Origin of the sequence: Mycobacterium sp. 3-98 (assembly GCF_035918355.1) — a bacterium.
GTDB lineage: Bacteria > Actinomycetota > Actinomycetes > Mycobacteriales > Mycobacteriaceae > Mycobacterium > Mycobacterium intracellulare.
This window is the reverse complement of record NZ_CP142360.1, coordinates 1,346,234-1,359,445: the sequence shown is the minus strand read 5'-3', so window position 1 is coordinate 1,359,445 and position 13,212 is coordinate 1,346,234. Positions and strand designations below refer to the sequence as shown.

Here is a 13,212-nt window from a genome sequence, read left to right as displayed (position 1 = left end):
CGCTGTCAGGCTAGCCCGCCACCCACCTTGCCAAGGCCCGAACCGGGTTACTAGGATATGCAAGTATCCGCTTAAGCGCGTCAACCACATCCGAGGGCCCCATGACCACACAGATTCCCCACTTCATCGACGGTCGGCGCACCACCGGCCAGTCCGGCCGCACCGCCGACGTCTTCGACCCCAGCACCGGGAGTGTCCAGGCCCAGGTGCCGATGGCCGGCCAGGCCGACATCGACGCCGCGGTGGCGTCGGCCCTCGAGGCCCAAAAAGGTTGGGCCGCAACGAATCCGCAACGCCGCGCGCGGGTGATGATGCGTTTCATCGAGCTGGTCAACAAACACAACGACGAGCTGGCCGAGCTGCTGTCGCGCGAGCACGGCAAGACCCTGGCCGACGCCAAGGGCGACATCCAGCGCGGCATCGAGGTCATCGAGTTCGCCATCGGCATCCCGCACCTGCTCAAGGGCGAATACAGCGAGGGCGCCGGTCCGGGCATCGACGTCTATTCGCTGCGCCAGCCGCTGGGCGTGGTCGCGGGCATCACGCCGTTCAACTTCCCGGCGATGATCCCGTTGTGGAAGGCCGGCCCGGCGCTGGCCTGCGGCAACGCGTTCGTGCTCAAGCCCAGCGAGCGCGACCCGTCGGTCCCGGTGCGCCTCGCCGAACTCTTCGTTGAGGCCGGCCTGCCACCGAGCGTGTTCCAGGTCGTGCACGGCGACAAGGAGGCCGTCGACGCCATCCTGAACCACCCGGACATCCAGGCGGTCGGGTTCGTCGGGAGCTCCGACATCGCCCAGTACATCTACGCCGGGGCCGCGGCCACCGGCAAGCGTTCGCAGTGCTTCGGCGGCGCGAAGAACCACATGATCGTGATGCCCGATGCCGACCTGGACCAGGCCGTCGACGCGCTGATCGGCGCGGGATATGGCAGCGCGGGCGAGCGCTGCATGGCGATCAGCGTCGCGGTCCCGGTCGGTGAGCAGACCGCGGACCGGCTGCGCGCCCGGCTCATCGAGCGGATCAACAACCTGCGCGTGGGCCACAGCCTGGACCCCAAGGCCGATTACGGTCCGCTGGTGACCGAGGCCGCCGTGGCGCGGGTGCGCGACTACATCGGCCAGGGCGTCGACGCGGGCGCCGAATTGGTCATCGACGGCCGCGAACGCGCCAGCGACGACCTGACTTTCGGTGACGCCAACCTCGAAGGCGGCTTCTTCATCGGGCCGACCCTGTTCGACCACGTCACCCCGGACATGTCGATCTACACCGACGAGATCTTCGGGCCCGTCCTGTGCATCGTGCGCGCCCACGACTACGAGGAGGCCCTGCGTCTGCCGTCCGAGCACGAGTACGGCAACGGCGTGGCCATCTTCACCCGCGACGGCGACGCCGCCCGCGACTTCGTCTCCCGCGTGCAGGTCGGGATGGTCGGTGTCAACGTGCCGATCCCGGTGCCGGTGGCCTACCACACCTTCGGCGGCTGGAAGCGCTCCGGCTTCGGCGACCTCAACCAGCACGGTCCGTCGTCAATCCTCTTCTACACCAAGACCAAGACGGTGACGTCTCGGTGGCCGTCCGGCATCAAGGACGGCGCCGAATTCGTCATTCCCACAATGGATTAGGGCCGCGCATGTTTACCCTTGACGACGACGAACGGGTGATCACTGAGACGGCCGCCGCGTTCGCCGCCAAGCGCCTGGCCCCGCACGCCCTGGAATGGGATGCGGCCAAGCACTTTCCGACCGACGTGCTGCGTGAGTCGGCGGAGCTCGGCATGGCGGCGATCTACTGCCGCGAGGACGTCGGCGGCAGCGGGCTGCGCCGGCTCGACGGGGTCCGCATCTTCGAGCAGCTGGCGATCGCCGACCCCACCACCGCCGCGTTCCTGTCGATCCACAACATGTGCGCGTGGATGATCGACACCTTCGGCACCGCCGAACAGCGCAAGGACTGGGTCCCGCGCCTGGCGTCGATGGACGTCATCGCCAGCTACTGCCTGACCGAGCCGGGCGCCGGCTCCGACGCCAGCGCGTTGAGCACCCGCGCGGTCAAAGAGGGCGGCGACTATGTGCTCGACGGGGTCAAGCAGTTCATCTCGGGCGCGGGCGCGTCGGACGTCTACGTGGTGATGGCCAGGACCGGCGGCGAGGGCCCGCGCGGCATCTCGGCGTTCATCGTCGAAAAGGACAGTGCGGGGCTGAGTTTCGGCGCGCTGGAGGAGAAGATGGGCTGGCACGCCCAGCCCACCGCCCAGGTGATCCTGGAGGGCGTGCGGGTGCCGGCCGACGCGATGCTGGGTGGCGCGGACGGCGAGGGCGCCGGATTCGGCATCGCGATGAACGGCCTCAACGGCGGCCGGCTCAACATCGCCGCGTGCTCGCTCGGTGGCGCCCAGGCCGCCGCCGACAAGGCGGGAGCCTACGTTCGCGATCGGCAGGCGTTCGGCAAGTCCCTGCTCGACGAACCGACCATCCGGTTCGCCCTGGCCGACATGGCGACCGGCCTCGAGACGTCGCGCATGATGTTGTGGCGCGCGGCCAATGCGTTGGACACCGACGACCCCGACAAGGTCGAGTTGTGCGCGATGGCCAAGCGTTACGTCACCGACACCTGCTTCGAGGTCGCCGACAAGGCCCTGCAGCTGCACGGCGGCTACGGCTACCTGCGCGAGTATGGTCTGGAAAAGATCGTGCGCGACCTGCGGGTGCACCGGATCCTGGAAGGCACCAACGAAATCATGCGAGTGGTCATCGGTCGGGCAGAAGCCGCACGGTTCAGAGCTTCTCCGGCAACCGCATAGAAGGGTCTTCAGATGACCGAGCACGTGACCGTGGCTTTCCTGGGGTTGGGCCACATGGGCGGGCCCATGGCGACGAACCTCGTTGCGGCCAACCATGCGGTGCGCGGATTCGACCCGGTGCCCGCGGCGCTGTCCGCGGCCGCGGCGGCCGGCGTCGCCGCCTTCGACACCGCCGTCGACGCGGTGGCCGGTGCGGACGTGGTCATGACCATGCTGCCCAACGGCGAGTTGGTGAAGCGCTGCTACGCGGAGATTCTGCCCGCGGCGCGGCCCGGTGCTCTGTTCATCGACAGCTCCACGATCTCGGTCGATGACGCCCGCGAGGTGCATGCGCTGGCGGAGTCGCGCGGCATCGCCCAGCTGGACGCGCCCGTCTCGGGCGGGGTGAACGGCGCGGTCGCCGGGACGCTGGCATTCATGGTGGGTGGCGACGACGCCGCCCTGCAACGCGCGCGGCCGGTGCTGGAACCCATGGCGGGCAAGATCATTCACTGCGGCGCGGCAGGGGCGGGCCAGGCCGCCAAGGTGTGCAACAACATGGTGCTGGCGGTGCAGCAGATCGCGATCGGCGAGGCGTTCGTCCTGGCCGAAAAGCTCGGCCTGTCGGCGCAGTCGCTGTTCGACGTGATCACCGGGGCGACCGGAAACTGCTGGGCCGTGCACACCAATTGCCCTGTGCCGGGCCCGGTCCCGACGTCGCCGGCCAACAACGACTTCAAGCCGGGGTTTGCGACCGCGCTGATGAACAAGGACCTTGGACTGGCGATGGATGCGGTGTCCTCCAGCGGTTCGACGGCCCCCCTGGGCCGCCACGCCGCCGAGATCTACGCTGAGTTCGCCGCCGATCACGGTGACAAGGACTTCAGCGCGATCATCGAGACGCTGCGTTGACCGCGCGCCGAACGTCGACTTGTGGCGGGAAATAAGCCGATTCGGCGCAACAACTCCACGTTGGGCGCGCGGGACGAAGAGCTTCAGAAGTCGCCGGCGTTGCGGCGCAACGTCTCGATGGACGACGCGAGGTCCTGCGATTCGGCGTCGGACATCCCGAGATCGGCGAACACCTGCTTGTTGAGCGTGATCGTCGCGTCCTCGACCGTGGAGCGGCCCAGGTCGGTGATCTGGACCAGCGTGGTGCGCCCGTCGGTGGGGTGCGGAACACGCTGCACCAGCCCGTCGGCCTCCAGCCGGCGGATCGCGTGGGTGACGCTGGTGACGTGAACCTGCAGCCGGTCGGAGGCCTTGGTGATGGGTAGCGCGCCGGAGCGGCTGAACGCCAGCAGCCGCAGCAATTCGTACCGGGAGAAGCTGAGGTCGTAGGGCCGCAACGCCGTCTCCACGCGGGCCAGCAGGATCTGGTGCGCACGCATCACCGACGTCACCGCGACCATGCCCGGCGCCACGTCACCCCACCCGGCGCGCTCCCAGTTGGCCCGCGCCGCGGCGATCGGATCACGCTTGTCCGGTCGTGAGTCGGCCACGCCCCTTCTTACCGCACTTGGAGCCCGAGCGTGGCCTTTCCCAACGCCGACAGCACCGCCGTCGTCGATGCGCGGCCGCCCACGGTGATCCGCGCGGCACCGTCCGCGTAATACCGCACGCGTGGAGCGTCGTCGCCGAAAGCCTCACGCCACGACAAGCCCTGTTGAGACGGCAGATACATGAAGTTCGCGTGCGCGTCGGTCGTGTAGATCCCCAGCGCGCTCAGGCGCATCCGGAGATAGCGGCGTTCGGCGGTGATCAGCCGGATCCGGCGCAGCAGTTCACCTTCCGCGGCATACGACGCCGCGACCGCGAGCAGGCCCGTGATCGCGATGCCGAACGGCAGCTGCTGGGTCCACAGCGTCGGCGCCAGCTGGTGGGACGCCACCGCGTAACCGATTCGCAGCCCGGCCAGGCCGTAGGCTTTGGAGAAGGTCCGCACCACCACGACGTTGGGAAAACGGGTGACCAGTGCCGCCACGTCGAAACGGTGCTCGGGAGCGGTGAACTCGATATAGGCCTCGTCGAGCAGCACGACGGTGTCGCGCGGCACCCGGCGCAGGAACCGGAGAACGGCGGCCGCGGGCTCCAGCGTGCCGGTCGGATTGTGCGGCCGGCACACCACCACCACGCGGGCGGCGCCGGCCGCGTCGGCCAGCGCGTCGAGGTCGTGCTGGCCGTGCGCGTCCAGCGGAACGAACGACGAGTTCAATCGTGCCAGTTGCGCGACGATCGGATAGCCATCGAACGTCGGCGACGCCATGGCGATCGTGTCGCCCGGCGCGGTCAGCGCCTGCAGCGCCTGCAACACGACGCCCGTCGCCCCGGCGCCCAGCACCACCCGCTCGGTGGGCACACCGATGTGGCCGGCGACCAAGCCGCGCAACCGCTCCGGCAAGAACTCCGGATACCGGTTCGCCGCGGAAACGGACCGAATCAACGCCGAACGCACCGACGGTAGCGGCGGAAACGGATTCTCGTTGAGCGACAAGGCGAACGGATCCACCGCGTCGGGCAGCGCATCGCAGATCTGGCCGGCAACCGGGGCCGGAACCGCGTGCATCAGTCTCGTCCGCCCCAGCGCACCGCGGCGGCGCCGGCGAAGTCGCCGGCATGCGCGAAGGCCGCCATCATGACCACTTCCCCGGCACCCAGCTGGCCGTCGGCGATCGCGCGGTCCAGATTGATCGGGATCCCGGCACCGAACAGGTTGCCGCACTCGTCAAAGGTGTCCCGATGACGTTGCGGGGGCAACTCGAGCGCGTCACGCCAATTGCGCAGAAACGCCCTGTTGGGCTGGTTGGTGACCAGCAGGTCGATGTCCTTGGCGGCCAACCCGATTCGGTCGCAGACCGCCAGCGCCACTTCCGGAACCTGCCGGTTGCCGCGGGCCAGCACCTTGGTGATCTTGCTCTCCGTGAAACCGATGCTGCCCTCGCCGGGGCCGGCCTGCCACCACTTGCGGGGCGGGTCGTAGGACAGCGTCATTTCGCCCGCATACTCGCCGTAGGTGCGGCACTCGACATCCAGGATGGGCGAGTGTTCGCTCAGCGCGACCAGTCCCACGGCGGCGCCGTCACCGGGCACCGCCGACTGCGCCTTGCGGCGGATGGTCGGCTGATCGAAGAATTGTCCGGCCGCGTTCTGTGCGATCGCGATGAGCGCGGTGCGGCCCTGGCCCGCGGACAACAATGTGCGGGCCACGTTGAGCGCCAACACGAATGCGACGCAGCCGCCGTTGTTCAGGTCGAGCACCCAGGACGGCCGCATGCCCAGCCGATGCGCGATGCCGCCACCCTGGCCGTAGAACGCCATGTCGGGTACCTGGGTGTGGGTGATCAGCACGTCCGCACCTGCGACGACGTCGTGGCCGTGCCGTTCGATCAGGCCCCGGGCCGCACGCTCGATCATGTCGACCGAGCTCTCGTCCGCGCCGACGTGATGGCGAAACTTCGGAGCGCGGAACATCACGTTGTCGCGCAGGTCGTCGGATTCGGCGAATCGGGCGTAGTAGCCGGCGGGAATCGGATCCCCCGGCAGATAGGTGGAAACGTCGATCAGGCTGACGGTCGGCTTAGCCATGGTCTGCTCATCTCATCCACACCGGCGTCACGGGCAGGCCGTTGCGGTGGCGGTACTCGGCGATCGCCTTGAGGTTGCGCAACTCCAGCAGGTGGCCGGCGGCGAACATGTCCCAGAAGTCGCCGACCCACACGGGCCGCTGCGCCGGAGCGGTCTCCGGGTACGGGTTGTGGTCGTAGAAGGGGTGGTGGCAATTCGTCCACAGCACAACCGATCCCGGCTTGTCGAGGACGGTCTGGGCGTCGACGACACGCATCAGGTAGATCATCCACAGATGTTTGCCTTGATCCCAGGCGCAGTGGTAATCCACGGTCCGCGCCTGGGCGTTGGCGACGGTGCGCGTGTAGATCTCGGTTTCCGAGCCGAGCCGGTCGTGCGCCAGCCATAATCCGGGCTCGTCGGTGGGGGTGAACCCGCGCAGGCTGTACGTCCACTCCTCCAGGCTGCGGGTGTCGGCCATGTACTCGTAGAGCTCGTCGGGCGGGCAGTCGACGTAGTCGTTGACGGTGCAGTACTGCCCGAAGACCTGGTCGTGCGGGTACACCGACCGCATCATGTCCATGATGATCGGCGTGGCCTTCTCCCTGGGGCTGGTTTCGATTCGGGTGACCCCGTCGATGAGGTCCGGGATATCCTCAAGCGCTGGCAGCGACATTGGTCAAGTTCTCCTCAGCAAGTGAAATCTGGTCCACCCCGCGGCCTTTAGCGGGCGCGGCGGTGAGAAATGGTGCGAACGGCGGGATCTCGTCGGCGGCGCACTCGACACTGACCACCGCCGGGCCGTCGATGTCGAGCGCCGCGCCCATGGCCGCGGCGAATCCATCGGCGTCGCTGACGTCCACCGCCGCCAGGCCGGGGAACATCGCCGCCAGGCCGGCGCCGAGCCGGCTGGGACGAAACCGGTTGTAGCTGTACAGGTCGTCGTAGAACAGCTGCTCGCGGGTCACGCACATGGCGTGCGCGTTGTTGTTGAACAACACGAACGTCATCGGTAGCCGGTACTGCACGGCCGTGTGCACCTCCATGCCGTGCATGAAGAACGCGCCATCACCGGCGATCACCACGGTGCGGCCGGCCGGGCGGCCAGTGTTGGCTCGCCCCAACGTCATTCCGATCCCGGCGCCGAAGCTGTAGCCCATGCCGCCCATGCCGAGCGCGACGGCGAACCTGCCGCCGCGTCGCACCGGGAGGTAGTGGATGGCCGCGGCGCCGGTGTTGCCGGCGTCGACCACGATGTCGGACCCGTCGGGCACGACATCGTCCAGCACCGCCATGGCCTCGCGGTACCGCACGCCCGGCCCGGTGAAGGGCGGGGGCGTCATTTCGGCGGGCCGGCCCGCGCCGGGGATGCGCGGACCGGCCGGCCGCCCGCGGTGGCGAACCGCATGGGTCAGCGCGCGCAGCGAGCCGCGCAGATCATCGGTATGCACGTGGGTGCAGGGCAGATACGGCGGCGCCGAACCGATCGAGACCGTCCGCACCGCCGCCAGCGCCTCGTCCAGGCCGCCGCGCGCGGTGACCGCCAGCCGGGTGCCGACGATGAGGCACACCGCGCTGGTGGCCACCGCCTCGGCCACGTTGCGGTGACCCATGACGCCGGTCACCCCCAACGCGGCCGGCCCCCCGTCTGCAGCCGCGACATCCTTCGCGTCCGGCACGGTCGCCACCCGCGCGTGCAGCAGCGCGCGTAGCTCTTCGAGTTCGGCGCGGGCGTCATCGCGCGCCACCTGCTCGCCGGCCAGGATGGTGACCCGTCCCTGCACCCGCCGCAGCTCGGCGACGATCGGATGCGGGTTGCCGATCGCGGCCCGCATGCCATCCGCGTCATTGTCGTCACGCCCGGCGTCAAGATGGGCCTGCTGAATGTCCTTGGGCAGCAACAACACCGCCGGTCCGCCGGTGCGCGCCGCGGCGATGGCCCGGGGCAGCAGCGGGACGATGTCGGCCGGCGTCAGCAGCCGCTCGCAGAACACCGATACCGCCGAGAACAATGCCTCGGCGTTCAACGATCCGTTTGCGCCGCTGGTGTCCTGAAAGCTGCCGCGGCCGTCCATCGTGCGGGCGGGCTGGCCGACCAACGCCAGCACCGGAACCCGGCTCGCCAGCGACTCGCCCAGACCCGCAACGAGGTTCAGCGCGCCCCCGCCCGAGGTCGCGGCCACCACGCCCACCCCGGCCCCGCTTCGGCTGTACCCGTCGGCCATGGTGGCCGCGGAGAACTCGTGCTTGGCCAGCACCGCGTCGATGTCGGGGCAAAAGTGCGCGGCGTCGTACACGTCCTCGATGTTGGCGCCGTCCACACCGAAGATGTGATCGACTCCGATCGCCGCGAGGTGCCCGACGATATGGTCGACCACCCGGTGCCTGCCAAGCATGCCTGATGAAACGAGGTAGCGGCCCGGTCGGTTCATCGTCGTCCAGATCCAGTACATGAACCGTTCACCGGCGGCCATCGTGATGTTTGAATGACCGTCGAACTTTGCAACGTCGTGCGCGAATACCGGGTCGGCGGTCAAACGGTGCGGGCGCTCGACGGCGTCAGCCTGCGGCTGGCGGACGAGCAGTTCGTGTCGGTCGTCGGACCGTCCGGGGCGGGCAAGAGCACGCTGTTGCACCTGCTCGGCGCCTTGGATCCCCCCGATTCCGGGTCGATCGCCTTCGATGGCGAGGAAATCGCCCGCCTTAGCGATGAACAGCAGTCGCGGTTCCGCCATCGGCGGGTGGGTTTCATCTTTCAGTTCTTCAACCTGCTGCCGACGCTGTCGGCCTGGGAGAACGTGGCGATTCCCAAGCTGCTCGACGGAGTCCGGTTGGGCAGCGCCAAGCCGGACGCGATCCGCCTGCTGGACCGGGTCGGGCTCGGCAACCGGGCGCAGCACCGGCCGGCGGAACTGTCCGGCGGCCAAATGCAGCGGGTCGCGGTCGCGCGTGCCTTGATGATGAACCCGCCGCTGATCCTCGCCGACGAGCCGACCGGAAACCTGGACTCCGCGACGGGCGCGTCCATTTTGGCGCTGTTGGCGGAGGTGGCGCACGAGGAGGGTGGGGGTCGGCTGGTGGTGATGGTGACCCACAACGCCGACGCGGCCGCGGCCACCGACCGGGTGATCACGCTGCAGGACGGTCGCGTCGGTTCGGACGTGATGGCGGTCGCGGGGTGAGGCCCGGGGCGCGGCGCGGCCTCAAGCTCACGGCCGCGGCGAGCAGGCTGCGCGTGTTCAGCCTGCGCGAGCTGGCCGTGCATCGACGCCGCACGTTTGCGTCGATCGCCGTAATGGCGGTCTCGGCAACGTATTTGGTGGCGATCTTCGGCATCTTCGGGTCGATCACCGGGTCGGTGGGCCGGCTGGCCGACGGGATCGCCGGGGTCGCCGCGCTCGAGGTGTCCGGCATCACCGACGGCGGATTCCCCGACTCGATACTGGCCGACGTGGCCGGCGTTCCCGGCGTAGCCACCGCCGCACCGATGATCCGGGCGTCGGCGTCCACACCGTCGGGGCCGGTGCTGCTGCTGGGCGCCGACGCGAGCACCGCCGCCCTGGGCGGCGCCCTCAAGGACGTGGTGACCCGGCCGGTGCAGGCGCTGTCCTCGACGCCGTCCGGCGTTCAGGCCGGACCCCGCGTCGGCTATGCGAAAGGCCAGGCGTTTCAACTGGGTTCGGCGTCGGTCACGGTGACCGATGTGCTCGCGGGCAAGCGATACGAGGACCTCAACGGCGGGCACTACGTGCTTGCGCCACTTGCCTTGGCGCAGAACGCCACCGGCCGCACCGGTCAACTCGACTCGATACTCATCACCACGAAGCGGGGCGCCGACCCCGGCGCCGTCCGCGCCGCGGTCACCGCCGCCGTGCACGGCCGTGCGATCGTCGCGGCCCCGAGCTTTCGGGCGGCCCGCGCCGGCGACGGCGTCAAGCTGATGAACTACATGGCCCTGCTGGGCGCCGCGGTCGCGTTGGTGGTCGGCGCGTTTTTGATCTACACCACGATGACGATGGCGATCACCGCGCGCCGGCCGGTCATCTCGATGCTGCGGGCTATCGGCGGCCTGCGCGCCAGCATCGTCGGCGACATGCTGGCGGAGGCGGCGGTGCTCGGCCTGATCGGCGGGGCAATCGGGTCCGGCATGGGAATTGTGGCGGGCCACATCGCGATTGGGCGCTTGCCCCCGGCGATGACGCAACGGCTCGAAGCCCGCGTGCAGTATTGGCTGCCCGGTTATGCGATACCGCTGGCGCTCGCGGCGACGGCGCTGACCAGCGTGGCGGCCTCGGCGATGGCGGCGCGGCAGGTGTACAAGGTCTCGCCGATCGAGGCGCTCGCGCCGGTCGGGGCCTCGGCGGCCGACACGGTGCCGCGGTGGCTGCGCATCGCCGGCGGGGTTGGTGCGGTGGCGGTGTTCGCGGTGTCGACGCCGGTCGTCACCGGCCAGCGCGGCAGCTACGCCGTCGTGGCGATGGCCGCGGTGCTGGGCGCCGAGATCGCCCTGGGCTTCGCGCTCACCGCGCCCATCGTCCACGCCACGGCGGCGATGGCGCGCACGTTCGGGTCGTTCGGGGCGTTGGCCGCGGCGACGATCCAGCGTGCGCCGCGCCGGGTGTGGGCGACCGTGATGACCGTGCTCATCGGGGTACTCACCACCGTCGTGATCACCGGCACGAACGCCGACATGATTCGGTCCGCGCGGGACATCTTCGCACCGGTCACCGATACCGACGTGTGGGTGAGCGCGGACCCGCCCGACAGCTACCCCACCGACGTTCTGCCACAGGGGCTTTCCGCGAAGGTCGCCGCGCTTCCCGGCGTGGCGCGCGTGACCGAGGGAGCGTTCGGTTTCGCCGTGGTCGGCGGTACCCGCGTCCTGCTCGACGGGTTTTCCGCCGGCAGCAACGATGCGCTCTTCCGGGCGCTGGACGAACGGGTGCGCACCGAGGTGCTCACCGGCCGCGGTGTGGTGCTCACGCGGAATCTCGGCACCACTCTGCGCGTCCGGGCCGGCGACCAACTGCGGCTCCAAACGCCGCACGGCCCGCGGTCGGTGACCGTGCTGGCCCTGGTGCCGTTCTTCTCGACCGTGATCGGTACCGTCGGAATCGACGTCGACCAGATGCGGGCCTGGTTCGATCGCCCGGCGGCGACGACACTGCAAATCGCCGCGGCCCCGGGGGTGAATCGGCAGCGGCTGCTGGCCGGCGTCCGCGAGGCGGCGCCGGCCCCGAACCACGTGTACGACGGCCCCACCGCGCTGGCGGGGCTGCAGGCCCCGCTGCGTCAGAGCATGTTCATCGCCAACGCGGTGTGGGTCATCGTCGTGGCGGTGGCCGCGGTCGCACTACTGAACACGCTGACGCTCTCGGTGAACGAACGCCGCCGCGAAATCGGCGTGCTGCGCGCCATGGGATCCAGCCGGCGGTTCACCTTGCGGATGGTGCTGGCGGAGGCGGCCGGAATCGGTGTCGTCGGCGGCGTTTTGGGGCTGGCGCTCGGTCTGACCGACCAGTGGTTGTTCAGCCGCATCAGCGACGACATCATGAATTTCGAAGTCGGCTTCCACCCGAACCCCCTGGCGCTTGCCTTCACGCTCGGGGCGGTGGCGATCAGCCTGCTCGGCTCGGTGCCACCGGCACGGCGCGCGGCGCGCCTGTCCATCATCGAGGCGGTCAGCGTCGAGTGACGGTGGCGAATCCCTGCAGATGGGGTTTGCACGGGAAGGGCACCGGCGTTCGGATGCTGCGCACCGCGGCGGTGTCGAATCCGGCGGCGGCGATGGCCTCGAGGGTGCGCCGGTTCGGCTCGCAGCCACCGGCCAGCCACGACCACGGCTTGGCGATCAGATCCTGGAACCGGCCGGTCGCGCCGTCACCGCGCACGTGCTCGAGGACCACGAGCCTACCGCCGGGCACCAGCACCCGCCGGATCTCGCCGAGGGTTGCGGCCACGTCGCCAACCGAGCACAACACCAGCCCGGCGTGGACGGATTCGAAAGAGTTGTCCGGGAAGGGAATCGACTCGCCCGTTCCCTCGACGAGGTCGACCGCGATGCCGCGGCGCCGGGCGAGCCTCGCGGCCATCCGCCGGAACGGCGCCGCGGGCTCCACGGCGGCGACCGACGTCACCGTGTCGGGCAGAAACATCAAGTCGGTTCCCGGCCCCAGCCCGAGCATCAGCAGCCGGCCGGTCGCGTTACTCAGCGCCGCCCGTCGGTAGCGGTGGTAAAAGAGCCGGTCGAAAAGCGGCTGGCCGAATCGGTACACGTAGGGGAACGCCAGGCTTCGCAGGGTCATCGTGCGCCCAAATCCATTCGGAACGGCGGGTATTCGTCGCGCATCAACGACACGTACACCGCCACCCGGTATCGCCAGCGGACCATGCCCATAAGCAGATCGAACGCGCCCGGTGGGATCGTCCCGGTGAACAACAGCGCCAGCGCGGCGATGACACACAGCACCTGCAGCGGCGCCTCCATCGACCAGCACAGCAGAACCTGGGGGATGGCCAGCAGCCACTTCACCAGCACCGCCCAGTTTTTCAGCCGCTCGGGATAGTCGACCGCGAGATCGCCGGGGTAGTCGGGCCGAGACGCCAGCGTGAAAGGCGGGTACCTGTCGGTGCTGTTCATCGGGAAGCGGTAGTTCATCAGCCGCCACGACCAGCGCAGCACGCCGACGTTGAATACGAACAGCGGCCGCGGATATCGCCCGGTGCACAGGATGGCCACTCCGGCCGCCACGGTCGAGAACGGATAGATCAGGTAGAGCAGTATCAGTATCGGGTAGTGCGGCACGGCCAGCACGCACCACTTCACCAGCCAGAGCCAGCGCGAGGGCGAGTCGAAATCGCCTCGCACT

General features: G+C 69.3%; 12 protein-coding genes. 5 read left to right on the top strand and 7 right to left on the bottom strand.

What is annotated here, in order from left to right:
* The first annotated feature begins 101 nt into the window (after positions 1-101).
* From QGN30_RS06660 to mmsB, 3 genes are read left to right on the top strand one after another with little or no spacing between them, the layout of a single operon-like run.
* The gene (locus QGN30_RS06660; protein ID WP_095562914.1) at positions 102-1,622 is read left to right on the top strand and encodes a CoA-acylating methylmalonate-semialdehyde dehydrogenase; all 1,521 of its coding nucleotides are present in this window, start codon (positions 102-104) and stop codon (positions 1,620-1,622) included.
* 8 nt (positions 1,623-1,630) lie between these two features.
* A complete protein-coding gene (locus tag QGN30_RS06655; RefSeq protein ID WP_014381094.1) occupies positions 1,631-2,800 on the top strand; it encodes an acyl-CoA dehydrogenase family protein in 1,170 nt (389 codons plus the stop codon).
* 12 nt (positions 2,801-2,812) lie between these two features.
* Positions 2,813-3,691, top strand: a complete 879-nt coding sequence (gene mmsB, locus QGN30_RS06650; RefSeq protein ID WP_009956591.1) for a 3-hydroxyisobutyrate dehydrogenase — start codon at positions 2,813-2,815, stop codon at positions 3,689-3,691.
* A gap of 83 nt (positions 3,692-3,774) precedes the next feature.
* Here the strand turns inward: mmsB and QGN30_RS06645 are convergent, their stop codons facing one another.
* Genes QGN30_RS06645 through QGN30_RS06625 form a run of 5 tightly spaced genes read right to left on the bottom strand, consistent with a single transcriptional unit; the run spans position 3,775 to position 8,775 of the window.
* Positions 3,775-4,281 carry a MarR family transcriptional regulator gene (locus QGN30_RS06645; RefSeq protein ID WP_008260522.1) on the bottom strand — a complete coding sequence of 169 codons (507 nt, stop codon included), beginning with the start codon at positions 4,279-4,281 and terminating at the stop codon, positions 3,775-3,777.
* A gap of 8 nt (positions 4,282-4,289) precedes the next feature.
* Positions 4,290-5,345, bottom strand: a complete 1,056-nt coding sequence (locus QGN30_RS06640; RefSeq protein WP_009956590.1) for a pyridoxal phosphate-dependent aminotransferase — start codon at positions 5,343-5,345, stop codon at positions 4,290-4,292.
* The gene (locus tag QGN30_RS06635; protein WP_201368172.1) at positions 5,345-6,364 is read right to left on the bottom strand and encodes a 3-oxoacyl-ACP synthase III family protein; all 1,020 of its coding nucleotides are present in this window, start codon (positions 6,362-6,364) and stop codon (positions 5,345-5,347) included. Before QGN30_RS06635 ends, QGN30_RS06640 begins: the two co-directional genes overlap by 1 nt.
* Positions 6,365-6,371: 7 nt before the next feature.
* A complete protein-coding gene (locus tag QGN30_RS06630; RefSeq protein WP_008260527.1) occupies positions 6,372-7,019 on the bottom strand; it encodes a hypothetical protein in 648 nt (215 codons plus the stop codon).
* Positions 7,000-8,775: a thiamine pyrophosphate-binding protein gene (locus tag QGN30_RS06625; RefSeq protein WP_201368181.1), complete on the bottom strand. Its 1,776-nt coding sequence runs from the start codon at positions 8,773-8,775 to the stop codon at positions 7,000-7,002. Before QGN30_RS06625 ends, QGN30_RS06630 begins: the two co-directional genes overlap by 20 nt.
* 54 nt (positions 8,776-8,829) lie before the next feature.
* Between QGN30_RS06625 and QGN30_RS06620 the strand changes: the two genes are divergently transcribed.
* Both QGN30_RS06620 and QGN30_RS06615 read left to right on the top strand, forming a co-directional pair.
* Positions 8,830-9,525, top strand: a complete 696-nt coding sequence (locus QGN30_RS06620; RefSeq protein ID WP_201368173.1) for an ABC transporter ATP-binding protein — start codon at positions 8,830-8,832, stop codon at positions 9,523-9,525.
* On the top strand, positions 9,522-12,038 hold the full coding sequence (locus QGN30_RS06615) for an ABC transporter permease (RefSeq protein WP_248923236.1): 2,517 nt from the start codon (positions 9,522-9,524) through the stop codon (positions 12,036-12,038). The genes QGN30_RS06620 and QGN30_RS06615 overlap by 4 nt, the downstream gene beginning before the upstream one ends.
* On the opposite strand, the gene QGN30_RS06610 is transcribed toward QGN30_RS06615, so the two are convergent.
* Both QGN30_RS06610 and QGN30_RS06605 read right to left on the bottom strand, forming a co-directional pair.
* Positions 12,025-12,648: a class I SAM-dependent methyltransferase gene (locus QGN30_RS06610; protein WP_036459670.1), complete on the bottom strand. Its 624-nt coding sequence runs from the start codon at positions 12,646-12,648 to the stop codon at positions 12,025-12,027. The genes QGN30_RS06615 and QGN30_RS06610 overlap by 14 nt on opposite strands.
* A complete protein-coding gene (locus QGN30_RS06605; protein ID WP_036459674.1) occupies positions 12,645-13,211 on the bottom strand; it encodes a DUF4389 domain-containing protein in 567 nt (188 codons plus the stop codon). The genes QGN30_RS06610 and QGN30_RS06605 overlap by 4 nt, the downstream gene beginning before the upstream one ends.
* Between the last annotated feature and the right edge of the window lies 1 nt (position 13,212).